Raw genomic sequence first — 22,607 nt, 5'->3', positions numbered from 1 at the left:
AATGAACTTAACTTTCAAAAACGTTTTGTTGATTTGATGCTAACAGTATCATAGTCTAAAAATCAAGGTTCACAATAAAAACATAATAGCGAGGAGAATTGGATCATGAAAGATTATGAAATTTATTCACTTGGAGATGTCGTGCTGCAATCGGGGCAAACGCTGCCTCAAGCTTTTCTTGCCTATAAAACTTACGGAACTTTGAATGCTACCAAGAGCAATGCAATTGTCTATCCAACTTGGTTCGCTGGCCATCATACCGATAATGAATGGTTGATTGGACCAGACAAAGCTCTCGATCCCGACAAGTATTTTATTATTGTACCGAACATGTTGGGAAATGGGCTATCTTCCTCACCTAGCAATACACCAGCCCCTTTGGATAGAAGCAAGTTCCCGCTCATTACGATTTATGATAATGTCCGGCTTCAACATCGAATCGTAACCGAGAAATTTGGCATTACTAAGCTTGCTTTAGTCGTCGGCTGGTCGCTCGGAGCACTGCAAACCTTTCAATGGGGAGCAAGCTACCCCGAGATGGTCGAGCGAATTGCTCCGTTCGGAGGAACAGCAAAGACCAGGCCACATGCTCAGGTTGTTTTTGAAGGGCTTATCGCGACATTACAAGCAGACTCTAATTGGAAAAAAGGCTTTTATACTAGCCAGCCTATAGCAGGACTCTCCGCGATGGGACGCGCTTATGCTCCTTGGGGGTTTTCTCAGGCCTATTATTTGGAGAAGCTCTACCAAGCAGAAGGATATTCGACGTTGGAATCTTATCTGAAGGACTATTGGGATCAAGTGTTTTTTTCCTTCGATGCGAACGACCTGATTGCCATGCTCCGTACAGGGGTCTACGGGGATATTAGCAATAATCCTACAGACAACGGTAATTTTGAACAGGCATTAAACCGGATCACAGCGCATGCACTTGTCATGCCAGGCTCAACCGATCTTTTTTTTACTCCTGAGGATAATGCGTATGAAATAGAACATATGCCGAATGCTATTTTCCAGCCTATTGAATCTAAGTGGGGACACTGTTTCGGGATCGGCCAAAACGAACAGGATTCTCTTATGATAGACAACCATCTGAAACAATTTTTACAATTGGGGTAATGGGCTATAAGCACGCTCGGATGTAGGGAACTAGTTAATCGTCTTCTCCGCACTTACATTCACTATTGCTGCAACACAGCTTTTTCCGTTTAGTGGAGGCGTTTTTGGAGTAATTTTCAAACCGTTTACTCAACTAAGTACCATCCAGAAGAGAGTGCACGTAGTCAAGGTTAAAAAAGCGCTTATGGTTGCAGAAGAAATGGGTGTCCTGATACTTATGACGACTTTGAGCGCTTATCCAATCTAGGACCACATGCGTTATTTCTGAAGCATATAGCGATTCTGTTACATTTTTTGTTCTTTATTTTCAATCTGTTTTATTTTGGAGATGAACCATTTACAAAAAACACCTATCCAAATATAAATGAGAAATGAGAATATATGTCTCCAATTGTTTAATTCATAAATACCTAGCCATATCGTCATTGGTTCAAAAACATATGCAAAAATAGCAGCCGTTATCGTCATTACAATAAAAAATGATTTCCATGTAGAAAAATACTGGTAAATGATCATATAAATGATGGGCAAATGTCCTATATCGATAGCAACAATAGGATGAACTAAAGGAGTTACCTTATTTGGATATCCCCATAAAATAAATGAAACTCCAACCACATCAAGCAATATCACTATTGTTGTTATGACAAATCCATACAATAGTATCTCCATCATTCGAGACTTGTCTAATAGGAGCCACCATAAAATAAAAAATAAAATCATTGTTATTAAAAGAAACCACCATGGAAAAGTAAACAAATTTTCATTAAGCCAATAATCAAAGTTTGTTTCCTTTAATTCCAAACGTAATTTATATATTTCGTTCCATGTTGGATTTTCCATAAAACACACTCCCTTTAATTAAAGTATGTTTTACTTTCATTAGAAAATACATCTTCTTTATCCAACTCTACTGCTTCTTAGTGAAGTAAGTGAAGTGGCAGACCTTATTCAACCAACCGATCGTATAAGTGAAATATTTTACAAATGTAGATTAATAAGCACGAGCAAACCAAACTGTATATTTTGCTTTTTTACCACAATGAAGGCATGTTTGCTTTGGAGCTGGTCGGTTAAATGGGATATTCCGTGCTGAGAATTTTGTTTTTTCTTTTACACTTTCTTCACAAGAATTTTCTCCACACCAACCAGCTAAAACCCAACCTGGGATAGTTCCGTTTTGATGAGAGTCTTGTAGATGTTGCTCTAATTGTTCCATCGTATCAATATGTGTATGTGAATGTTCTTCATAGAAAGCCTTTGCTTTTTCAAATAATCGAGTTTGCATTGTTTCTAACTCTTGTTTAATGCTTTCTACTACAGCTTCTAAAGATACGGATACTTTATCAGCTTCGTCCCGAGCTTTCATTAAAACTTGGTTATTGTTTAAATCACGAGGTCCCAATTCAATACGCACTGGCACACCTTTTAATTCCCACTCGTTGAATTTAAATCCAGGTGATTGGTCAGAATTATCAAGACGAACACGAATGCCTTCTGATTTCAGTGCGTCGAAAATTTCATCTAACCTCGCGATAATTGATGGATTTTTCTTCCAAGGGCCAACAGGAATTAAAACAACTTGTGTTGGTGCAATTTTCGGTGGTAAAACAAGTCCTTGATCATCCCCATGAACCATAATAACGGAACCGATTAAACGTGTAGATGTCCCCCAAGAAGTTGTATGCACATACTCATGTTTGTTTTCTTTATTTAAGTATTTAATATCGAATGCTTCCGCAAATTTTGTACCTAAATAGTGTGAGGTTCCTGCTTGTACGGCTTTTCCATCTTTCATCATTGCTTCAATAGAGAATGTATCAATCGCACCAGCAAATTGTTCTAATGGTGTCTTTTGTCCATCATAAACTGGAATCGCAAGTAATCCTTCTACGACTTCTTTATAAATAGTTAACATTTGCATTGTTTCGTTACGTGCATCTTCTTCATCCACATGAGCAGTATGACCTTCTTGCCACAAAAATTCAGAGGTCCTGATGAACGGAAGAGTTTTCTTTTCCCACCGAAATACATTTGCCCATTGGTTAATTAACACTGGGAGGTCTCTATAGCTTTTAATCCAGTTTGAATACAAGTGTCCAATCATGGTTTCTGAGGTTGGACGGAGTGCTAAACGTTCTTCTAATTTCTCTCCTGCGGCTTCTGTTATCCAAGGAAGCTCTGGTGAGAACCCTTCAATGTGATCCTCTTCCTTTTGGAAGAAGGATTCTGGAATTAACATGGGGAAGTATGCATTGCGATGGCCTGTTTCTTTAAACCGTTTATCCATTTCTTCTTGAATGTGTTCCCATAATTCATACCCATCTGGCTTAAATGCAATACAACCACGAACGGGTGTGTAATCCATTAAATCAGCTTTTTGAATAGTATCAATATACCATTTTGAAAAATCGTTTGTTATTTGTGACATCGTCTTTTCCCCCTTGAGAAAATAAAATACTTCTTAAAAATAAAAAAGCATAAAGAGTCCTCATTTAAGGACGTCTTTACGCTAATAGACGTGGTACCACCTTAGTTCGACATAATATAAAATATTAAGCCCTCTAAGCGTTTGTAACGAAACGACTCGGTTAGTTTTTTACTAACATCTCCGTGGTAGGGTTCAATAAGAAGAGGTGATATAGCTTTCAGCCAAGGCTATATTTTCTGTTTCACAATCCTTATTTACTTAGTCACTTCATTGATTCCATATTTTAAAAGTAATATAACAATTTGCTGAAAAAAATTCAAGACCTAATATGGTCAATAGTTGTTATAATTTCAACACCTCTAAAGCTTCCTGCAACTAAAGAATAGATACAAACACGATAACGGTGTAAATAGCTAAGCATGCATTTAGTATTTCGAAAAACATCAGCTGATTGGACATTTTTGTAGGCGACTTTGGATAAAACCCAGCTAAATCAATAGCATATACAACTAAGTACAGTACACCCAGTATAATACCAATGTAGACTCCGATAGCACTGCCCACCAATAACAAGTAACTAGCAATAAATGATGATACGCCTAAAGAAATTAGAAAAATATTGAATCCCCAAAACGAAGCTCCTCTCATTTTTGAAAAGTCTCTATTTTCTATAGGGCCTCCTGGAACCAAAACAGCTAGCATTAATACGTTTAAGAACATTAAGAAACTATATATAAAATTGATTAGTGACATATAAATTCCTCCCTTCATTGACTAATAATAACTTTATCCTTCATTTTCACTCTCCTTTTCTAAACAATCTACTCTGTGCCAGGACTTTCATTTATTCGAGATCGACCGATTTTTCCGCATATTACTTTCCCATCTAAAATAAATTCAACTTGGTTCCTGATTTCCTCCATCATCGATTCGTATGTCATTAAGTCACTATATACAAAATCATTAAAAATTGTAATTGAGCAGCCGTATATACACTTCACAGCCGTTTGAACATCAAAGTGAGCACTTACCTTTTTTGATTTTACTAGAGAAACAATTAAAGCTTCTAGATTGTTCGATATAATTTGATCTGCGTCAATTTGGCTTTGTCTAGTTGTTTGCGAATCAGTGTCTATCGCATCATACATAATAGAAAAATATTCTCTTAATAGTTTTTTATTAATCTGTTTTGCATTTTTCACATAATACTCAATGATTCGGACAATTTCATTGACGATTTGTTCTTCTGATTCTAGTCCGTCGACATCCATTTCATATTGTACAAATGACAAATCATCAAATAAAGCAGCAATGAACAGTTCACTTTTCGATTTGAAATAGTTGAATAAAGTACCTTCACCTATCTCAGCAAGTTCAGCAATTTCCGATGTTCGTACGCTTTTAAAACCCTTTTTTTCAAATAATGTCTTGGACACATCGAGAATTTTTTTCCTAGTCAACATTTTCTTTTTTTCTCTAAGACCAGAAATGTCAAACCCCTCCTTTAAATGAGTAAACTCATTTATGAGCATACTCATATTTTACTCACGTTAGACTATTCTGTCAAGGTGGGACATCAAGAACTTTGTCCCACCCTTAGGTCAGCCCCTTCTATTTTCCAAAGGAATTATTATCAACGAAGGAGGAAAATGCGAAATTAGAGGAATATACCCTGTAAAGCTCAAATAAAATGAAACAATAGGTGGTTTTTATGAGAATTTATACTGGTGTGCGTTTTTAGTATATAGAATGAAAGATATAAACGATGTGGATTTACTTTGGGCAGCAAAAAAATAGATTATGATACCTATTGTGCGTTTGATATTCAGCTTATTATAGGAGCAGGACTAGAAAATACAATAGCGTATTTATCCGAAAAGAATGATGATTATTCACAAAAAGCACTCGAGTATATATTAAGCTGTAAAGAATTAGGAGATTTTGATGATATGGTATCATGGTATGACTGGAAATTTGACTATTTTAATGGATGGTAGATTTTGAATAAGGTAATAACAACGTATAACAAAGTATCTTTAGATGAAGGGGTTAAACAATAAGTGTTTTCATTATCATTTTTCATTGTAGTTATCTTCGTATTGATTGTAGTGGGATCAATTCAATATACTGTCTATATCGAGAATGCAAAAGCTCAAAATAAAAGAACTCCAAAAAAATCTGCTTATTTATTACCTATTTCCGCAGTTATGTTCCATATCATCTTTATCTTGCTATATGTTTTCTATGAATACCACAATATTAATAAAGAGGTCTTTTTAGTTTTCGTGGGGTTATATGGGATATTTACTTATTTGTTTAGTTTGAAAAAAGGTTATAGCCCAATTTTCCAAATTTTTATATTTACTGTTGTGGCATTTAGTATATTGCTATTAAGTATGTACGTACTAGTAGTTCTGTTTGCAATGTCCATGTGATGAATAAAGGTTCCTGCTCCCCCCAATGCAATGGATTATCAGGACGAGTAGTATAATACTCATGCATGGCTTTAAAGGCTTAATCCTTAGCGACCAAAGGCTTTACAACTCGAAAAAGGAGAGCTCTGAGTTTCTTTCTCCCTCGTTTTGTAATGGTTGTGCTTCCTTTGTGAAGTCCTGGTGTATTTTCCCGTAAGTTTAGTCCAGTTAGTTTAATTATTTGCTGCGCAGCAAATGGTTCTACTACCATACATGTTCATAATCATACTCTATAAATTTCAGTCTAATAAAATTTAAACGCGCATTCAGACAGAAGTACTTCATCACCTTCTGCAAGGACGAGGCTATTTTCAGAGACTCTTGCGACAGATAATCCAAGATTGGCTGCGCCTTTCTCAATTTGTTGACGCCACCCCTCAATATCTCCCTTATAGGAAATAGCAAAATAACACTCATCTGATGGCAAAGTAATTATGCATCCTTCATTTATTGCACCACCACTGGTAGCTAATGGTGGATCCACCTTACGTATAAGCTTTTTAAATAAAGTTGCTGTATTTGCGTTATGACTGCATTTGACATATCTATATTCTCTTTCTTCAGTACATGTTGTACCAGGTACCTTCCTAATTTTATCACTTGGACCTAGACCTAAAATATGTTCCAATTCACACATAAAAGCACCTCACGTTAATTCGTTATTATAAACCACTTGATAATGTATTCATATATTTTTTTGTACTTTTTGTCATTAACAGTTGCAATCAATTCTAAAGCCGATTGTTTGATAGACTCATCATTTTATTGGTCATATATGTTCCTCATGTTTTGTAGAAAGTCATTACGAATTAAAGTGAAGTTTTATTCATCCGTTCCCTTTTTAAAACGTCCAATCATATATTCCATAACCATTTCTTTTGGGGGTGTACCAGCAGTTCCGTTAGCGTTTCGGACAAATATATCCATATTTTTCTCCTACCTTTCAACAATTGTTAATTCAAAACCGTGTACAGTCTCGACTGGGGTGCTTTAAAAACTTTTCTACACCTTTAGTGAAAAGAGACTGTTCTTCTTTCACGATCTCACTCCGTTACTTTGAGTATATCTTTTCACAAACTATGTTTAATTCGCTTTCTTATAGTAAAAAAATCCATTCAATAGAATAAAAAGTGGAATAGTCAATAAAATTAAACCTGCTATAAAGTTAATATAAATCACCAGAATCCAACCTCCTAAAAGGTTAATACCCGATAATGTTAGAGAACTCCAAAAATACTTTTTATTCTTCTTCACCTTAAAAACATTAATGCTAATTATAATTGAACAAATAGCGATTATAATTGGGGCTAAATCCCACCACATTATGCTCCACCTCCCAGAATCACTTCTCTAAAGTACAACTACTATGCTCATATCTTTTTTATTAAAGCTTACTGGAAACTTAACAAAAAGGTTAACACTCTACATCAAATGAGCGTACAAGTAAAATTCCTGCGAGAACGTTCAAAATAACTTGAACTTCAATTGTGAATATAAAGAAAAAATTATTAGGAAGAAGCATGAACCAATAGGGTCCAGGAACGAAAACTAATAAAATTAACAAAATTACAAAACTAAACAGTAGCCACTTAACCCTTATTTTCTTAAAATTAATTTTAATTAGCCTTTTAGTCTCAATTAAAATACCAAATAAGAAATACAAAACACTTAATAAAATTGAATAAATTAAAATCCATTTAATATTGAAAAAACCAAGCATTTGTTCATATCTAGGAATAATTAGTGCTATTAGCATTAAAATTGTAATCCCAATTAAGCTAGACAAGAACGTTGTTTTTATCACCTAATCACCCTTTCTCTTAATAAGTAAAGCGCTCGTTTGTTTAAGTACATTTTTTCACAGTTAATGTTTTTCATAAATATCAATTTGGTTATCAGTGGATGTGCTAATTCTAATAAAACCTTTTTTATTCCAAAAAGCTGCTGAGATTTCGCTTGTTATAATCTAAAAGAATGCCAGCCCAAACGTTGTCTAAGCGATTCGATTTCGATTTGTGCAACATGATGACCGTTTAATTTGCATTAGGTCCTCTTAAAATTAAAAGTGAAATAATACTTGCAATAGCCATCAATAAAGGAAAAAGTCCTAATTTATTCAATACCATCCCCCTCTATAATCAATTAATTAAATTTAACGCCTTTCTTATAATTTTCTTTAAAACGCAAACAAAACACTTCCTTATTAATTAATTGTTCGTTTCGTTTAAGTGAGATCCTCCACTATCTAATGATTTCTATAAATAAAGCATAACAAAAAATTTTGCGTAATTGGTTAATTCCTTCCGCGTAGTATGTGTCAACTACGAAAAAAGACGATTACATAATAAACTTAATTGTCTCCGAATATTTTCAACGGCATCGTTGTACTGAGTAGCAAATAATCTGTTGTTCTCTTTCGTTTACCTTCTTCCGATTAGCATCCCTTAGTGCAACAAACAGCGCTCACCACCATTAATGGAAAAATTGGTAACGATACCTACATAGATGAATATTTAAACCTATATAACCAAAAACTTTTGTTATAAACAATTACAGGAGTTGAAATAGTATGAATCGAAATCAATATATAGATAAAATTTTCGATAAGCATGAGGAGTTAAATACGATAGTACAATCCTATTGGAGTCAATACTCCCACATGGGTACGTGGCAATTTTGGGTGGTTTCTTCATTTTTAATTATTCCTTTAGTTATCCTTTTCTTCGCTGTAGATAGAAAGAGGATTTTTGAAGTGTTGTTTTTTGGATTTGTGGTGCATGTGTTATGGACGTATGCCGCACTGGCTCTAACCAACCTCGGTTATTTTGCTTATCACTATTATTCAGTACCATCACTTCCCGCTAGTTTAAATATGACAGTCTCCGTACTTCCGGTGAGTTTTTTATTATTATACCAATACTGCACAAATCATCAGAAGAATTTCTTTCTTTATTTATTACTCTTATCTGCTGTCTTTGCATTCGGCTTTGCAAGTATAGAAATAAGGATGGAATTCCTTGAACTAAGAGGCGGAATGAGGCAATTGTACCTTTTTCTGAGCGATATTATAATCGGAGTCCTAGCGTATTTCCTAACTCAACTTCTTAAAAGATATAGAATAGAACATGATTAGACTATACTGAATTGGACAGAAAAATTAAGTCAAGTAGACTACAGATAACATAAGTCGAGGAGAATCTACGATGACTAAAAGAGAACGTCAAACATTTACTGAAGAATTTAAACAACAGATTGTGCAGCTTTATAACAGTGGTTAACTAAGGAAAGAGATTATTCGTGAATATGATCTTACTCCTTCACCTTTAGATAAATGGGAGAGTCAGACTTCCGGTTCTTTCAAGGAAAAGGACAACTTAACAAACGAACAAAGAGAATTAGCGGAATTAAGAAAGCAAAATAAGCAATTAGAAATGGAAAATGACATTTTAAAGCAAGCCGCGCTGATAATAAGATGAAAGTAAGTGTGATTAAGATACTCAACACACATACACGATATCAACAATGTGCAAAGTCCTACAACTCCCCATGATGCAATGGTATTGTTGCGCCCCCTACCGTTCAGGAAGGAATATTAGAATCCTCCTTTTTATGCGAGTAATACTTGTCACGAAAAGTTCGAGCGATCTTGCTCAAATATCGATTTTTCTTCCAAGCGATTTGAAAAGTTCGCGACAATAAGGTGCTTTAATGGAAATGAGTCGGATAGCTGTATTTTCTCTTTTGCCTCCTTAGACATAAGAAGCTCGTAATGAAATACTACTTTCCGACTCTTTTTCAACTAAAAACGACCCGACGCTTCTTACTCATGAAGTGAGTGAGATCCTCAGGTCGTTCTTCACCAGCAACGTTGTCTGATAAATCATACAACGGTTCGCTAAGTACAAAAAAGCAGCCTAGTCGGCCGCTGCATCAATCATTTTGGTGGAGCATATCGGGCTCGAACCGATGACCTCTTCGCTGCCAGCGAAGCGCTCTCCCAGCTGAGCTAATGCCCCACATGATATTGGACATGATTAATTATATATGGATACAACACAACATGCAAACACTTTCCCTTTAAAAGAAGAAGTCCAGTAACCACCAGGCTACACCCGCAATCACACTAATGACGAGTGAGCTCATAACCATTTCCATCGTCACTTTTTTATGCTTCACAAAATCAAAAATAAACCAACCACAAAAAACCGCTAACGCAAAAATGATTGCTGTCAAACGCATCTCCCCCTCACGCCATCTATCTTATCAAAAAGATGATTGATCCGCTACTAAGATGGCTATACTGACAAAGGAATACAGAGGAGGATAGCGCGATGTTTGAGCTTATGAAGAAAGTCATTCGAATTCGGCAATCAATTATTTTCGCCGCTACCGGGGGCTTTTGTGTTATTAGTGCCTTTATTATTTATACTCTTGAACCTGAAACATTCCCAAATCCCTTTATTGGATTTTGGTGGGTAATGACAACAATCACTACAGTTGGATTCGGTGATTATGTTCCTAAAACCGTTGCAGGGCAAACATTTGGGATTTTTCTCTATGTAACTGGAATTGCTTTAATTGGTGTCATGATTGGGAAGATCGTCGAAGCATTTAGTACTTATCAAACGATGAAGGAGGAGGGTAAATTGGATTACAAAGGGAAGAAACACTTTGTTATCGTCGGTTGGTCCAGTAAAACATTCAAGACTATTGAAGAATTATTACTTATCAATAAAAGCAATATTGTCATCATTGATACAAAACAACAAGCACCTTGTAGCCACGCTCGTATCAGTTATATTCAAGGTGATCCTACCTCTCGTGAAACACTAGAACGTGCCAATATATTATATGCGACATCTGTTTGCATTTTTGCCTCTGATCCGATTCATAACAGTGTCGAAGCTGATGGCAAGACATTATTGATCGCTACTGCCATTGAACATTTTGCAAAAGAACGCAATCATCCAATTTACACCATTGCCGAAATCTTAAATGAAAAGCATATTCCAAACTTTAAACATGCCAACATTGATGAATATATTTTATCAAATGAAGTCTTTTCTGACCTAATGGCTCAATCAGCGATTTACAACGGTTCAACGAAATTATTTATGCAGCTTCTTCACCGTAAGCAGGGTGATGATATTTGGGAAATTCCTAAAAAGCTAGATTGGTGTGTGTACGACGATGCCTTCTGTGCATTAAAAAAACTAGGGGCTACGTTAATTGCCGATCATGAAGATTTCAGTATTGTTCGTCGTCTTCAAGACCCTATTCCTGTCGATGCTAAGCTGTACATTATTTGCGACGAAACGACCTATCGAAAAATCATCAGCTAACCGTTGACGGACGTCAGATAAAGGAGTACATTAATTCATAGTTAATGACAATTTGATCTGGTAAAAGGAGAATGTAATGAAAAAACAATTTGCCGTCATTGGGCTTGGACGTTTTGGTAGCTCCGTTTGTAAGGAGCTATACCGTATGGGACATGAGGTATTGGCCATTGATACAAATGAGGATAAAGTGAATGAATTTACAAGCTTTTCAACTCATGCCGTTATTGCAGATGCGACCGATGAAAAAGTGTTAAAGAATCTCGGCGTGCGCAACTTTGAGCATGTTGTCGTAGCCATTGGTGATAATATTCAATCAAGTATTTTATGCACATTATTATTGAAGGAATTCGACGTCCCACAAGTTTGGGTGAAAGCTCAAAATAACTACCACCATAAGGTTTTAGAAAAAATTGGTGCCGATCAAATTATTCACCCTGAATATGATATGGGGATTCGTATTGCACAGCATTTGACATCAGAAAAGGTCATTGATTACATTGAACTTTCGGACGAATACAGCATTGTCGAGTTTTTCGCTACAGACAAAATTGCAGACCGTTCGATCATTGACCTTGACATTCGGGCGAAATACGGCTGTACGATATTAGCCATTAAACGTGGAGAGGATATTAACGTATCTCCTTATCCACATGACGTGATTTTAATCAATGATGTCCTGATCTTAATCGGACACAAAAATGACCTGAAGAGATTTGAAGATCATGGCTTATGATTTTTATCAACTTTATGGAAGAAGTGATCCACACAAATTCTGTGTGGATCCTTCTTTTCATTAGGTCAAAATTGTCATCTCTAGTTCATCAATTAAGCTTTTTGCTACAGGAAAGTATTTTGGATCAATGTCACCATCTTTTTCAACGGGCTCGCTAAACTGATTGATCGCACTATTCAAATTGATCGTCACAAGACCATTAAAGACATCTGGGTTATCATCAAGACCTTGTTGATAGCGATGATTAAGAAGGTATGGTGTACCAAGTTCAACTGAAACACCACGTTGATCAAGGTCCCCATCAACCGCAGTAAAAGGTATTCTTAGAAAAGTATATCCTCCCTCTTCATCAATCTTATAATCTAAATAGCCATGATCATACTCCCAGCCACCACCGATTGAGTAGCCTAATGGTTTTAGTTTATCTTCTAACACCTTTAATTTTATTTGTGTTCCTTCAACTGGCGATTCAATCGCAAGCATCTCGATCATCCCTTCAACACGTCGTTAACAATAGTCTGTCCAATAAAGATGTAAGAATACACGAAAGAGGCTGGGTCAAAAGAGTTCCAGTTAAAAAATAACTTGTATGGTGAAGGAGGATTCACAAAAAAGCTGTTAGGGCTTGTCCCTAACAGCTTTCCTTCCTTATTTCAAACGTGCTTCTAGCTCAGCTTTTTCCTTTTCAAACCCTGGCTTGCCAAGTAGTGCAAACATGTTCTTTTTATACGCTTCTACACCTGGCTGATCGAACGGATTAACACCAAGTAAATAGCCACTAATTCCGCATGCTTTTTCAAAGAAGTACACAAGATATCCGAAATAATATTCATTTAATTCAGGAACGTTGACAATCAGGTTGGGAACTCCTCCATCTGTATGAGCAAGTAACGTCCCTTCAAACGCTTTTTTATTAACAAAGTCCATCGTTTGACCTGCTAAGTAATTTAACCCATCTAAGTCACTATCTGCTTTCTCAATAACAACTTCTTCTCGAGACTTTTCAACCGAAATGACCGTTTCAAATAAATCACGACGACCATCTTGTACGTATTGTCCCATTGAATGAAGATCTGTTGAGAAATCAACAGCAGCTGGGAAGATCCCTTTTCCATCTTTCCCTTCACTTTCACCGTACAATTGCTTCCACCATTCTGAAACAAAGTGTAGGGATGGCTCATAATTCACCATTAACTCAATCGTTTTCCCTTTATTATATAGGACATTTCGAACAGCTGCATATTGATAGGATTCGTTTTCAGCAAGGCTCGGATTATTGAAGTCTGCACTTGCATCAGCAGCACCTTGCATCATTTTCTCAATATCAAGCCCACTTACGGCAATTGGAAGTAATCCAACCGCTGTTAGAATGGAATAACGACCACCTACATCATCTGGAACAACAAATGATTCATAGCCTTCTTCGTTCGCTAACGTCTTAAGAGCACCCTTCTCGCTGTCTGTCGTTGCATAAATACGCTTACGAGCTTCTTCTACTCCATATTTCTTTTCTAAGTAATCACGGAAAATACGGAACGCAATAGCAGGCTCCGTTGTCGTCCCTGACTTTGAGATCACATTGACAGATACATCTTTGCCCTCAATAAGTGCTAATAGGTCCTTCATATATGTGGAGCTAATATTTTGACCGACAAAGAATACTTGTGGCGTCTGACGCTCTTCCTTCGTTTGAATGTTGTAGAACGAATGTTGCAACGCTTCTATCGCTGCACGAGCTCCTAAATAAGAGCCACCAATCCCGATAACAAGTAGAACGTCTGAATCTTGTTTAATTTTCTCTGCTGCCTTTTGAATACGAGCAAACTCTTCCTTATCGTATTCTGTTGGTAGGTTAATCCAACCTAAGTAATCGTTTCCTGCACCTGTCCCATTATGTAAGGCTTCATGTGCTGCTTTTACTGCACCTTGTAAATAGTCAACTTCATGCTGATTAAAAAACGTCAAAGCTTTAGAATAGTCAAACTGTATTTTAGCCATTAATAAGCCTCCTTAATAGTTTCAATCACTATTCACTTTAGCGGAACGTTCGAAAAGAATCAAGAACATTTCTACTATTTCCCGATGAAAGTTGAGTTTATTTATCGGAATTGGAAAGAATGTCGTAAACCGGCTGAATAAAAAAGAGCTATCTTTATCTTATCCGCTATGGACACATCACGCGCTGAACCACATCACTACTTTCACAAATGATACTCCGGACAAAATCACCATCATTTTAACGTAAGAACCGACTTGCTTGAATGAATTAATCTCGTCATTTCTACGGTCGAAGTTGAATAATTGCTCTTTCGCCTTATCCTTTCCAAGCTTTGTAGTCTCTCTTCTTCTACCTACACCCCAATTTCGTGATGCTTTAAGATACGCAGTTAATTCGTGATGTAAACGCTCGTCGTGGCTTGACCAATTTCTCAATACTGAAAAGCTTTTGATTACTTTAAGCAAAAATATATCTTGCAGAGTGGCACTTCCCAGTCCATCAAAAAAATGCCCTGAGGGCGCTTTTTATCAATTATTTTAAAGAGGACATTACTTATTATCCGGAGTATACGTGTCTTTGTCCCGAATTTCCTTTCTTAGACTAGCACTATGCATAAGCCTCAAAACGGGTCTAACAACTAAAAAAGTACTCCCAGCGAGATAAAAAATGAGGCCGATCTTTTCCATCTTATCAAAAAAATTAAGAATACTCCCAATAACAAACAAAACTCCAATTAATAAATCGTTAATCGTAGAAATAACTCTGTATCTCTTATCAAAATAAATTCGTACCCGGCCCATCTTCACGTCCAAATACTCTTCATCATTCTTAATCTTTGCGATCTTATTCTTCATAAATACCTCCTTGATGCAAAACTCCTCGAATAATTTTACCCCATATCCTAGAAGATTAAACCGTCCCTGCTGTTGCCGGCACTGAGTTGGAAAGGTTCAATTTTATCGCAATGGCAGACAGAATAAATAAAAGGGTAGGCTTATTTTATTCACTTTTAAAAATATTCGTGTTTATTCAGAAAATTAGAGTGGTATGAGAGTGAATGAGCCAGATATAGCTAATGAAGGAGATATCTGAGATCTAGATAATGGGAGTGTTTGAAGAATGGAAGACTTTTACCCTTCAAGAATAAGCGAGAAACCGCAAATCAAGAAGCGTAAAGATCCTGTAATTCATACCGACCGAAAGAATGATGACGAGGCTCCACTCACGAAAGATCAACTTGATTTCTATGAGGAGAATGGTTTTTTACAAATTAAAAACCTCTTCTCGGATGAGGAAATGGCGACTATGCAAAAAGGGATCTTCGAATTACAGGAATCAAAGAGTGGCGTACAGTCCGAGAAAGTGATTCGAGAGCCTAATAGCAATGAAATTCGATCAATTTTCGCAGTGGATCAAGATAGCGAATACTTCAAGAAAATTGCGGCTGATCAGCGCTTGCTTGATATTGTCAATCATCTCCTTGGAAGTGACGTCTATGTCCATCAATCCCGAATAAATTATAAGCCAGGATTTTCAGGTAAGGAGTTTAATTGGCATTCGGATTTTGAGACGTGGCATACAGAAGATGGGATGCCTAGAATGCGCGCCTTAAGCATGTCAATTGCCCTATCAGATAATTATGTACACAACGGACCACTGATGCTCGTACCAGGTTCTCATAAATATTATGTGAGTTGCGTCGGCGCAACACCTGAAGACAATTACAAAGAATCACTGAAAGCACAAAAAGTCGGTGTTCCAGATAATGATAGCTTGACATGGTTATTCGACCAAGGTGGTAACCTTTCTGTTGCAACTGGAAAAGCAGGAACCATTACTATTTTTGAATCGAATACAATGCACGCATCCACAAGCAATATGACCCCGTACCCACGTAATAATTTGTTCATGGTGTACAACAGTGTCGAAAATAAACTCGTTGAACCATTTACAGGTGCAGGAGAACGACCAGAATACATCGCTGTTCGCAAAACAACCGAACCACTCGGAAAAGAAAAAACACATAAGTAAAAATGAAGAATTCATTCATAAGAAAAGACCATTCAGTCTGAGCTGAATGGCTTTTCTATGTTTTTTATTTCAACAACCCTACCATTTTCAAGCCATGCACAATGCCACCTTCATCCACTGTTTATGTCACATATTTAGCTACTTCTTTCGTTTCTTCATGAGTGTTGCCCTTCGCAACACCATGTGCAACAGTTGAGAGCATTTCAATATCATTTAACCCCTCACCAAAAGCATAGACATTTTTTGGTTTGATGTTTCAATGTAGCAATCATCTTCTCAGTGCCTTTTGACTTTGATCCACCTTTAGGCAAAACATCGACTGATAGTGGATCCCATCGGATGATTATGAAATATAAATCGTGCCACCTCTCATTCCTTCTTATCGCTGAACAAGATAAGACTTGTAAATGAAAATGACTTATGAGGGTGCTGAAGAAGTTTGGTTTTTAACTTTTTTGGTAACCTTTAAGCACCGAGCGCAACCGTTGCCTATTTTGAAAAGCTTGATACGAATGGGATTTCTCGAATCAGCGAGCAACAAGTGAAGCCATCTCTAGTCAATTCAAAGGCATTGAAAAAGTACAAATCAACTTTTTCAATGGTCTCTGTCTTATCCTTTTGTATAATTTACTTAAAAGCTAGTCATTCTATACAGTAAGGCATAACTGAATGGTTGTGTCCACTTTACCCATTAATGGAGGTGAATAATATGAGCGGTATTCAACGTACAGCATTAACGCTAGCGATTATCGGGGCAATTAACTGGGGGCTTATCGGCTTCTTTCGTTTCGATTTAGTCGCTGCAATCTTTGGCGGTCAAGCAGCTGCTTTCTCTCGTGTCATTTACGCTATTGTCGGACTAGCTGGCTTATATTGTATCTCTATTCTATTCAAGCCCGATGAAGAGCTTGAACGAGTCCCGGAAACACAAAAATAAGGATAGTGAGTTGCTATCATTTTTCCTTATGAGCGGTACGTGAGATAGAGTCATGAAAATCAAACGACCGCTCATTTCCACCTGACACATTTAATAAAAAGAAAAAAGAGGCTGGGACAAGATCCGGCCTCTTTTTCTTGTATTATTTCTTCGCACGCTTATTTAAATCAGCTTGAATTTCATTTGACTGCTTTAACCACTCTTTTAACTTATCCTCAAGCGTGTTGAAGCCTTGTTGTTGCGTTTTTTGCTGCTGTTGTGGTTTACGATTGTTTTGTGGACGAGGCTTACTTGCTGGACGTTCAGGCGCTTCTTGTGTAGCGCGGATCGAAAGCGAAATTTTACCAGAATCCTCCTCAACATTCATAATTTTAACTTGAACCTCATCTCCCACTTTAAGAACATCGTTAATATCCTTAACAAATCCATGAGCGACTTCAGAAATATGAACTAACCCTTGCTTCTTTTCATCGAGGGCAACAAACGCACCGAAAGGCTTAATACCTGTTACCTTTCCCTCAACGATACTACCAACTTCATAATTTGACATACATATACATCTCCTAAATAATTTTTAACCTTTTAATATTAACATAAGACTACTATTTAAGTAAAGGAGATCTATACACACTTCTCATCCAGTTCATGGAATAGTCTACTACTTTTTTGTTAAATGACCATGCGTTAATACAACTTCGGAAAAGTTAATTTTTAATTGTTTTTGATATTTTTCAATCTTATACTCGTCTCTTCGATCAAGCAAAGTAATGACTGTCCCTGTTTTCCCCATTCTCCCTGTTCGCCCAGAACGATGCACATATTGATCAGGGGTAGCCGCAACATCAAACTGAATGATATGTGTGATATCATCAATGTCCAGCCCTCGAGCAGCAATATCTGTTGCGACAAGTAGGTCAATATCCCCATTTCGCAATTGCCTCATTGCTTGTTCTCGTTCCTGTTTACTGTGATCAGAAGATAGTGCCTGTACTCGTAAACCTTTATAGACTAACTTTTCAGCTACTTCATGTAGCTTTTCCAATTGGTTAACAAAGACAATCCCTCTCTTAATGGTTTCCGCATGAACAAGCTTTCTCGTCACATCGACTTTGTCACGTTGCTCGACACGCAGCACACAATGTTCTACTTTCTCTACTTCTACTAAACCTCCTTCAGCTTCTAGCTCAACGATAAATGGCGCTACCTGTCTCATCTGCTCCGTAATTCCATCTGGAATGGTCGCCGATACACTCAAGTACTGAATGTCGCGACCAGCACGCTTGGCAATTTCCATCGTAGCTCCCCAAGACGATTGTTCTCCCATCATTCGATCAGCTTCATCAATCACCACCACTTGTAAATCAGCTACTTTTAGTTTTTTCATTTGGATAAGGTCAAGTAGTCGACCTGGGGTCCCAACCGCAAGCTGCGGCTTCTGTTTTTTTAATTTTTCAACTTGCCTTTTTATGTTCGCGCCACCAATAAAAGCACCAATATGTACCGGATCCTTTTCGGTTATTTTTTTGGCCACATCAACAACCTGCATCGCAAGTTCTTGAGTAGGTGTTAGAATAAGCACCTGTAACCGCTGTACTTGCTTATCAATCTTATTCAAAGCTGGTAATAAGTAAGCAAGCGTCTTTCCTGTTCCTGTTTGTGATCGAGCAATAATACTCTGACCCTCTAATGCTTCAGGAATCATCTTTTTTTGAATATCAGTAGGCTCTGTAATATGTAATTCCTTTAAAACAGAAACAAACGATTCGTTTAATTGTTCAAATGTAAAGCTCATTATTTTACCCCTCTTTTCTAAACACGCCAATCATTAGTATGACCGATCCTTGTCACTTTCACCCATAAAAGGGAAAACTCACTAAATCAATTAAGAATATTCTTCTCCGAACATAATTTCAGGGATGTCTTAAAAGATCACATACGCACCTTTTAAAACACCCCCTTTTTACTAACTCACTTCAACCGTTGTAACAAAACATCTATTCGTTCAATCGCTTGCTCTAAATGGTCCATTGACGTCGCATATGAACAACGAATATGCCCTTCTCCACCTTGCCCAAAAACTGAACCAGGAACGACCGCTACACGTTCTTCCATTAATAGCTTTTCAGCAAATGCTTCTGAGTTCAAACCTGTTTTTTCAATTGAAGGAAATGCATAAAACGCTCCTTCTGGTCGGTGACAGGTCAAACCAATTTCTGCAAAGGATTTCACGACAAAATTTCGTCTTTGCTTATACGATTGCTTCATCCGTTCCACTTCATCTAATCCTTGTCGAAGCGCTTCTAGAGCACCAAATTGCGCCATAGTAGGTGCACACATTAAGCTGTATTGATGAATCTTCAGCATAGCGGCTAATAAATCAGGTGGCGCTAACACAAACCCCAATCGCCAGCCAGTCATTGCAAATGCTTTGGAAAAACCTTGAATGAGTATCGTTCGATTTTTCATCCCTGGTAAGGCTGCAAAGCTAACATGCTTATGATCATACGTTAGTTCCGCATAAATTTCATCAGAAAACACAATAAGATCATGTCGTTCAATCACTTTAACAAGCTCGTTAAGCTCTTCACGGTTTAACGTTGAACCCGTCGGATTATTCGGAAAACAGAGCATAACTGCCTTCGTTTTATCGGTAATCGCTTCTTCAATTGCTAATGCCGTTACTTTAAAATCATGTTCGATCGACGTCCCCACTGAAATGGGTACTCCTCCTGCTAGTTCAACAAGTGGTGCATAAGAAACGAAGCTTGGCTCAACGACGATCACTTCGTCTCCCTCATTAAGGATTGCCCGCATTCCAATGTCAATTCCTTCACTTGCTCCTACAGTTACGAGCACTTCTGTTTCAGGATCATACTGAACCGAAAACCGATCTTCCATATAATATGAGATCTCTTGTCTCAATTCCATTAAGCCCGCATTAGCCGAGTAAGCAGTGAAACCACGTTCCAACGATGAAATGCTTGCCTCACGTGTATTCCATGGTGTAATAAAGTCAGGCTCCCCAACACCAAGTGAGATAATATTATCCATCTTTGATGCCAAATCAAAGAATCGACGAATGCCAGACGGTTTAATCGCTTGAACACGCTTAGACAAACGACTGTTTTGTTTTGTATGTGAAGGAATCATGGCGTCACCACAATCCGACGATCTTCTTCTCCTTGTTCAAAAACAACACCGTCATGTTTATATTTTTTCAATTGGAAATGAGTCGTTGTTGAAATAACGGAATCAATCGTCGACAGCTTATCTGAAACGAAACGGGACGTTTCTTGCATCGTATTTCCTTCAATGACAACCGATAAATCATAAGCACCAGACATTAAATAAACAGCCTTCACCTCTGGAAAACGATAAATACGTTCCGCAACTTGATCAAAACCTACACCACGCTGCGGAGTAACCTTCACATCGATTACAGCGGTTACGCCTTCGCGCTTTTGTATTTTACTCCAATCAATCACAGCCGAATAACTAAGAATGACCTTCTCTTCTTCCAACTGCTTTAAAACGACCTCTGCTTGCTCTTCTGTTATATCTACCATTTTCGCTAACATGGCAACGGGAATGCGTCCGTTACTCTCTATTATTTGTAATATTTCAATTCGTTTCTCGTCCATGTCCATCTTCCTAGCCCCTTCCTTACAAAAAACATGTATGGTATCTCAGTATTTTGTTTATCATAACATATCATCCCTTTGATACGAATAGCTTTTTCCTCCTATAACTAAATTTCTTTATCTTATTATAGAACAGAAGGGAACGTTTAAAGCCTATGTACAGTAAAAAGAAACAAGCACTACTGATCATTGATATGATAAATGATTTCGAATTTAAGCACGGAGAACAGCTCATCCCATACGCAATGAGAGCGGCACATACGATTAAATCCATGAAGGAACAACTTAAGAGCGAACGAATACCCATCATTTATGTAAATGATAATTACGGGAGGTGGCAGTCTGATTTCCGTCATATCGTTTCTCATTGTGCAGAACAGCCAGTAAGAGGACAACCAATAGCTAAACTTCTTCAACCTGAGCAGGATGACTACTTCATTTTGAAACCACAATATTCAGGGTTCTTTTGTACACCGCTTCACTTATTACTTGATCACTTAAGTATTCAATCACTTATCCTAACAGGGGTCACTGCAGACATGTGTGTTCAATTTACGGCTAATGACGGCTATATGCGCGGATATGACCTGCATATCCCTGCTGATGCAGTCGCTTCACAAACGAATAGTCGAAATGACCATGCTCTTGAGCTCATGAAACATGTCTTAAAAGCTGACATTAGTCAATGGTCATCCTCATACACTTCTAAATAGAGAAGGGCACCTAAGTTTACCTGCTACCTTTTCAGTTTTCAGCCTAATAAAGAAAGGTGAATCCCTGGACGGATTCACCTTATTACTACTTATTACGCAAACACTTCTCTTAGCGACGCTTTATCATGCTGTAACCAATAATTCATTAACCGTTTTGCCCCTTCTAAATCATGGAGCTTGGCTTGTCCACACTGCTTTTCCGTTGCAGCAGGGACCTCTGTCAGCTCAAGTGAAAAGTTCATCGTTTCTTCCAAAATATCAATGAGCTCATCAACCGTTGGCTTCCCACTCATAATTAAGTAAAACCCTGTCTGACAGCCCATTGGTGACAAATCAATCACCTCAAAATGCTCATATTTCTCAGCGAATCGACGAATATTCAAGGCAAGTAAATGCTCCATTGTATGAATAACATCAGGCTTCATCGCTTGTTTATTCGGCTGAAAAAAACGAATGTCAAACTTGTTTACTTCTCCATCAGATCCTACTGGTATCGTTCCACACGGCCTGACAAATGGCGCTTTTACAATTGTGTGATCAAGTTCAAAGCTTTCAACTGTTGGCATGAGAATACCTCCTCCTCTTTGTCACCATCGTAACATAGCAACGCTATTTCTAAAATGATTAAGACATTTTCCCAAATACTTCTTTGTCTATATTATGCTCATTCGAAAATTCGAGCATCTCCTCAGACAATCCAGCTGGCTCAAAGCGCTTTAATTTAATTCGGAAGCCTTTCTTTGGATGAATGACGATAAGTGTACGCTTTGCAAATTTTATAAAAGAAATTTTCTTGATATCTGTTACTTGAAGCTCCCGTGTCCCAATAACCTTTCGTATAATGAGCGTTCGATACAATAAGCGGTCTTCCTTCACCTCAAACTCATAAGAAATTGTTAAAAAGGCTAGAAACAGGATAATACTAGCATATGCGATATATTGAAACCCATTTTCTAAAACAGAGCCATACATTAATGCTAATACAATCCAAGCAATCCAAATAAATGGTGATTCTTTAGCTTTATACATACTTTTTTCACTCCTCCCACCTCCCTATTATACATAAGTTTGAGCGAAGGAAAAGAAGGGGATATAACAGGCAGCACTTTCCATTCTTTTTCAACTATTTTATGCTAAGTAGTAGATACGATCTTTACAGAAACGGATTCACTATTAGTAAGGAAGGA

24 protein-coding genes, 1 tRNA gene, 2 pseudogenes and 1 other annotated feature are annotated in these 22,607 nt (G+C 37.4%); of the genes and pseudogenes, 9 read left to right on the top strand and 18 right to left on the bottom strand.

What is annotated here, in order from left to right:
* Positions 1 to 105 precede the first annotated feature (105 nt).
* A complete protein-coding gene (locus ACERJO_RS08160) occupies positions 106 to 1,119 on the top strand; it encodes an alpha/beta fold hydrolase (RefSeq protein WP_247104529.1) in 1,014 nt (337 codons plus the stop codon).
* 285 nt (positions 1,120 to 1,404) lie between these two features.
* On the opposite strand, the gene ACERJO_RS08155 is transcribed toward ACERJO_RS08160, so the two are convergent.
* The 4 genes from ACERJO_RS08155 to ACERJO_RS08140 form a co-directional block, all read right to left on the bottom strand.
* Positions 1,405 to 1,962: a CBO0543 family protein gene (locus tag ACERJO_RS08155; protein WP_247104528.1), complete on the bottom strand. Its 558-nt coding sequence runs from the start codon at positions 1,960 to 1,962 to the stop codon at positions 1,405 to 1,407.
* Between the two features lie 151 nt (positions 1,963 to 2,113).
* Positions 2,114 to 3,550, bottom strand: coding sequence for a proline--tRNA ligase (proS, locus tag ACERJO_RS08150; RefSeq protein WP_373647160.1), 1,437 nt, complete (start codon positions 3,548 to 3,550; stop codon positions 2,114 to 2,116).
* A 63-nt stretch (positions 3,551 to 3,613) separates the two neighbouring features.
* Positions 3,614 to 3,830: a binding site (T-box leader), on the bottom strand.
* A 95-nt stretch (positions 3,831 to 3,925) separates the two neighbouring features.
* The gene (locus ACERJO_RS08145; RefSeq protein WP_247104526.1) at positions 3,926 to 4,303 is read right to left on the bottom strand and encodes a DUF8051 family protein; all 378 of its coding nucleotides are present in this window, start codon (positions 4,301 to 4,303) and stop codon (positions 3,926 to 3,928) included.
* A 68-nt stretch (positions 4,304 to 4,371) separates the two neighbouring features.
* Positions 4,372 to 5,088, bottom strand: coding sequence for a TetR/AcrR family transcriptional regulator (locus ACERJO_RS08140; RefSeq protein WP_373647159.1), 717 nt, complete (start codon positions 5,086 to 5,088; stop codon positions 4,372 to 4,374).
* Positions 5,089 to 5,328: 240 nt separating this feature from the next.
* Between ACERJO_RS08140 and ACERJO_RS08135 the strand changes: the two genes are divergently transcribed.
* On the top strand, positions 5,329 to 5,547 hold the full coding sequence (locus ACERJO_RS08135) for a hypothetical protein (protein WP_373647158.1): 219 nt from the start codon (positions 5,329 to 5,331) through the stop codon (positions 5,545 to 5,547).
* A gap of 520 nt (positions 5,548 to 6,067) precedes the next feature.
* Here ACERJO_RS08135 and ACERJO_RS08130 read toward each other — a convergent pair.
* Both ACERJO_RS08130 and ACERJO_RS08125 read right to left on the bottom strand, forming a co-directional pair.
* Positions 6,068 to 6,211 (bottom strand): annotated as a pseudogene (locus tag ACERJO_RS08130) (transposase); the annotation flags it as partial.
* A gap of 57 nt (positions 6,212 to 6,268) precedes the next feature.
* Positions 6,269 to 6,661 carry a hypothetical protein gene (locus ACERJO_RS08125; RefSeq protein ID WP_247104520.1) on the bottom strand — a complete coding sequence of 131 codons (393 nt, stop codon included), beginning with the start codon at positions 6,659 to 6,661 and terminating at the stop codon, positions 6,269 to 6,271.
* Between the two features lie 1,932 nt (positions 6,662 to 8,593).
* Here ACERJO_RS08125 and ACERJO_RS08120 point away from each other — a divergent pair.
* A complete protein-coding gene (locus ACERJO_RS08120; protein WP_247106183.1) occupies positions 8,594 to 9,157 on the top strand; it encodes a CBO0543 family protein in 564 nt (187 codons plus the stop codon).
* Positions 9,158 to 9,227: 70 nt separating this feature from the next.
* Positions 9,228 to 9,585 (top strand): annotated as a pseudogene (locus ACERJO_RS08115) (transposase); the annotation flags it as partial.
* Positions 9,586 to 9,964: 379 nt separating this feature from the next.
* On the opposite strand, the gene ACERJO_RS08110 reads toward ACERJO_RS08115, so the two are convergent.
* Both ACERJO_RS08110 and ACERJO_RS08105 read right to left on the bottom strand, forming a co-directional pair.
* Positions 9,965 to 10,040, bottom strand: a tRNA-Ala gene (locus tag ACERJO_RS08110).
* A gap of 61 nt (positions 10,041 to 10,101) precedes the next feature.
* Positions 10,102 to 10,257, bottom strand: a complete 156-nt coding sequence (locus ACERJO_RS08105; protein ID WP_247106312.1) for a hypothetical protein — start codon at positions 10,255 to 10,257, stop codon at positions 10,102 to 10,104.
* A gap of 98 nt (positions 10,258 to 10,355) precedes the next feature.
* On the opposite strand from ACERJO_RS08105, the gene ACERJO_RS08100 reads away from it, so the two are divergent.
* A complete protein-coding gene (locus ACERJO_RS08100; protein WP_373647157.1) occupies positions 10,356 to 11,366 on the top strand; it encodes an ion channel in 1,011 nt (336 codons plus the stop codon).
* Between the two features lie 76 nt (positions 11,367 to 11,442).
* On the top strand, positions 11,443 to 12,099 hold the full coding sequence (locus ACERJO_RS08095; protein WP_247106185.1) for a potassium channel family protein: 657 nt from the start codon (positions 11,443 to 11,445) through the stop codon (positions 12,097 to 12,099).
* A 60-nt stretch (positions 12,100 to 12,159) separates the two neighbouring features.
* On the opposite strand, the gene ACERJO_RS08090 is transcribed toward ACERJO_RS08095, so the two are convergent.
* The 3 genes from ACERJO_RS08090 to ACERJO_RS08080 form a co-directional block, all read right to left on the bottom strand.
* A complete protein-coding gene (locus ACERJO_RS08090) occupies positions 12,160 to 12,582 on the bottom strand; it encodes a YugN-like family protein (RefSeq protein ID WP_247106186.1) in 423 nt (140 codons plus the stop codon).
* 165 nt (positions 12,583 to 12,747) lie between these two features.
* Positions 12,748 to 14,097, bottom strand: a complete 1,350-nt coding sequence (locus ACERJO_RS08085) for a glucose-6-phosphate isomerase (RefSeq protein ID WP_373647156.1) — start codon at positions 14,095 to 14,097, stop codon at positions 12,748 to 12,750.
* Between the two features lie 549 nt (positions 14,098 to 14,646).
* On the bottom strand, positions 14,647 to 14,952 hold the full coding sequence (locus ACERJO_RS08080; protein ID WP_373647155.1) for a YrhK family protein: 306 nt from the start codon (positions 14,950 to 14,952) through the stop codon (positions 14,647 to 14,649).
* A gap of 265 nt (positions 14,953 to 15,217) precedes the next feature.
* Between ACERJO_RS08080 and thpD the strand changes: the two genes are divergently transcribed.
* Positions 15,218 to 16,129, top strand: coding sequence for an ectoine hydroxylase (gene thpD, locus ACERJO_RS08075; RefSeq protein WP_373647154.1), 912 nt, complete (start codon positions 15,218 to 15,220; stop codon positions 16,127 to 16,129).
* A gap of 121 nt (positions 16,130 to 16,250) precedes the next feature.
* Here the strand turns inward: thpD and ACERJO_RS08070 are convergent, their stop codons facing one another.
* Positions 16,251 to 16,331 (bottom strand): hypothetical protein, encoded by an 81-nt coding sequence (locus ACERJO_RS08070; RefSeq protein WP_373647203.1) that lies wholly within the window; start codon positions 16,329 to 16,331, stop codon positions 16,251 to 16,253.
* A 507-nt stretch (positions 16,332 to 16,838) separates the two neighbouring features.
* Between ACERJO_RS08070 and ACERJO_RS08065 the strand changes: the two genes are divergently transcribed.
* On the top strand, positions 16,839 to 17,066 hold the full coding sequence (locus ACERJO_RS08065) for a DUF378 domain-containing protein (protein ID WP_035342891.1): 228 nt from the start codon (positions 16,839 to 16,841) through the stop codon (positions 17,064 to 17,066).
* Between the two features lie 142 nt (positions 17,067 to 17,208).
* Here ACERJO_RS08065 and yugI read toward each other — a convergent pair whose 3' ends face one another.
* From yugI to ACERJO_RS08045, 4 genes are all read right to left on the bottom strand, one after another.
* Entirely contained in the window at positions 17,209 to 17,616 is a 408-nt protein-coding gene (yugI, locus tag ACERJO_RS08060) for a S1 domain-containing post-transcriptional regulator GSP13 (RefSeq protein WP_035342889.1), read from the bottom strand.
* Positions 17,617 to 17,724: 108 nt separating this feature from the next.
* Positions 17,725 to 18,858 carry a DEAD/DEAH box helicase gene (locus ACERJO_RS08055; protein WP_247106191.1) on the bottom strand — a complete coding sequence of 378 codons (1,134 nt, stop codon included), beginning with the start codon at positions 18,856 to 18,858 and terminating at the stop codon, positions 17,725 to 17,727.
* A 176-nt stretch (positions 18,859 to 19,034) separates the two neighbouring features.
* Complete coding sequence (locus tag ACERJO_RS08050; RefSeq protein ID WP_373647202.1) at positions 19,035 to 20,213, bottom strand: aminotransferase; 1,179 nt, start codon at positions 20,211 to 20,213, stop codon at positions 19,035 to 19,037.
* Positions 20,213 to 20,713, bottom strand: coding sequence for an Lrp/AsnC family transcriptional regulator (locus ACERJO_RS08045; RefSeq protein WP_247106193.1), 501 nt, complete (start codon positions 20,711 to 20,713; stop codon positions 20,213 to 20,215). The genes ACERJO_RS08050 and ACERJO_RS08045 overlap by 1 nt, the downstream gene beginning before the upstream one ends.
* 149 nt (positions 20,714 to 20,862) lie before the next feature.
* On the opposite strand from ACERJO_RS08045, the gene ACERJO_RS08040 reads away from it, so the two are divergent.
* Entirely contained in the window at positions 20,863 to 21,420 is a 558-nt protein-coding gene (locus ACERJO_RS08040) for a cysteine hydrolase family protein (protein ID WP_373647153.1), read from the top strand.
* Positions 21,421 to 21,512: 92 nt separating this feature from the next.
* On the opposite strand, the gene ACERJO_RS08035 is transcribed toward ACERJO_RS08040, so the two are convergent.
* Both ACERJO_RS08035 and ACERJO_RS08030 read right to left on the bottom strand, forming a co-directional pair.
* Entirely contained in the window at positions 21,513 to 21,986 is a 474-nt protein-coding gene (locus ACERJO_RS08035) for an S-ribosylhomocysteine lyase (protein WP_373647152.1), read from the bottom strand.
* A gap of 58 nt (positions 21,987 to 22,044) precedes the next feature.
* Complete coding sequence (locus ACERJO_RS08030; protein ID WP_373647151.1) at positions 22,045 to 22,449, bottom strand: hypothetical protein; 405 nt, start codon at positions 22,447 to 22,449, stop codon at positions 22,045 to 22,047.
* Positions 22,450 to 22,607 lie beyond the last annotated feature (158 nt).

Source organism: Halalkalibacter sp. AB-rgal2 (genome assembly GCF_041821005.1).
In the GTDB taxonomy this organism is placed as follows: domain Bacteria; phylum Bacillota; class Bacilli; order Bacillales; family Bacillaceae_D; genus Halalkalibacter.
Note: the sequence above shows the minus strand (reverse complement) of the source record. Positions and strands in the feature narration are given on the sequence as shown.

Excerpts from the sequence above, each read along its gene's own strand:
- ACERJO_RS08160 (WP_247104529.1), top strand. The coding sequence starts at position 106 with ATGAAAGATTATGAAATTTATTCACTTGGAGATGTCGTGCTGCAATCG.
- ACERJO_RS08155 (WP_247104528.1), bottom strand. The coding sequence starts at position 1,962 with ATGGAAAATCCAACATGGAACGAAATATATAAATTACGTTTGGAATTA.
- proS (WP_373647160.1), bottom strand. The coding sequence starts at position 3,550 with ATGTCACAAATAACAAACGATTTTTCAAAATGGTATATTGATACTATT.
- ACERJO_RS08145 (WP_247104526.1), bottom strand. The coding sequence starts at position 4,303 with ATGTCACTAATCAATTTTATATATAGTTTCTTAATGTTCTTAAACGTA.
- ACERJO_RS08140 (WP_373647159.1), bottom strand. The coding sequence starts at position 5,088 with ATGAGTATGCTCATAAATGAGTTTACTCATTTAAAGGAGGGGTTTGAC.
- ACERJO_RS08125 (WP_247104520.1), bottom strand. The coding sequence starts at position 6,661 with ATGTGTGAATTGGAACATATTTTAGGTCTAGGTCCAAGTGATAAAATT.
- ACERJO_RS08120 (WP_247106183.1), top strand. The coding sequence starts at position 8,594 with ATGAATCGAAATCAATATATAGATAAAATTTTCGATAAGCATGAGGAG.
- ACERJO_RS08100 (WP_373647157.1), top strand. The coding sequence starts at position 10,356 with ATGTTTGAGCTTATGAAGAAAGTCATTCGAATTCGGCAATCAATTATT.
- ACERJO_RS08095 (WP_247106185.1), top strand. The coding sequence starts at position 11,443 with ATGAAAAAACAATTTGCCGTCATTGGGCTTGGACGTTTTGGTAGCTCC.
- ACERJO_RS08090 (WP_247106186.1), bottom strand. The coding sequence starts at position 12,582 with ATGCTTGCGATTGAATCGCCAGTTGAAGGAACACAAATAAAATTAAAG.
- ACERJO_RS08085 (WP_373647156.1), bottom strand. The coding sequence starts at position 14,097 with ATGGCTAAAATACAGTTTGACTATTCTAAAGCTTTGACGTTTTTTAAT.
- ACERJO_RS08080 (WP_373647155.1), bottom strand. The coding sequence starts at position 14,952 with ATGAAGAATAAGATCGCAAAGATTAAGAATGATGAAGAGTATTTGGAC.
- thpD (WP_373647154.1), top strand. The coding sequence starts at position 15,218 with ATGGAAGACTTTTACCCTTCAAGAATAAGCGAGAAACCGCAAATCAAG.
- ACERJO_RS08070 (WP_373647203.1), bottom strand. The coding sequence starts at position 16,331 with ATGCTCTCAACTGTTGCACATGGTGTTGCGAAGGGCAACACTCATGAA.
- ACERJO_RS08065 (WP_035342891.1), top strand. The coding sequence starts at position 16,839 with ATGAGCGGTATTCAACGTACAGCATTAACGCTAGCGATTATCGGGGCA.
- yugI (WP_035342889.1), bottom strand. The coding sequence starts at position 17,616 with ATGTCAAATTATGAAGTTGGTAGTATCGTTGAGGGAAAGGTAACAGGT.
- ACERJO_RS08055 (WP_247106191.1), bottom strand. The coding sequence starts at position 18,858 with ATGAGCTTTACATTTGAACAATTAAACGAATCGTTTGTTTCTGTTTTA.
- ACERJO_RS08045 (WP_247106193.1), bottom strand. The coding sequence starts at position 20,713 with ATGGACATGGACGAGAAACGAATTGAAATATTACAAATAATAGAGAGT.
- ACERJO_RS08040 (WP_373647153.1), top strand. The coding sequence starts at position 20,863 with ATGTACAGTAAAAAGAAACAAGCACTACTGATCATTGATATGATAAAT.
- ACERJO_RS08035 (WP_373647152.1), bottom strand. The coding sequence starts at position 21,986 with ATGCCAACAGTTGAAAGCTTTGAACTTGATCACACAATTGTAAAAGCG.
- ACERJO_RS08030 (WP_373647151.1), bottom strand. The coding sequence starts at position 22,449 with ATGTATAAAGCTAAAGAATCACCATTTATTTGGATTGCTTGGATTGTA.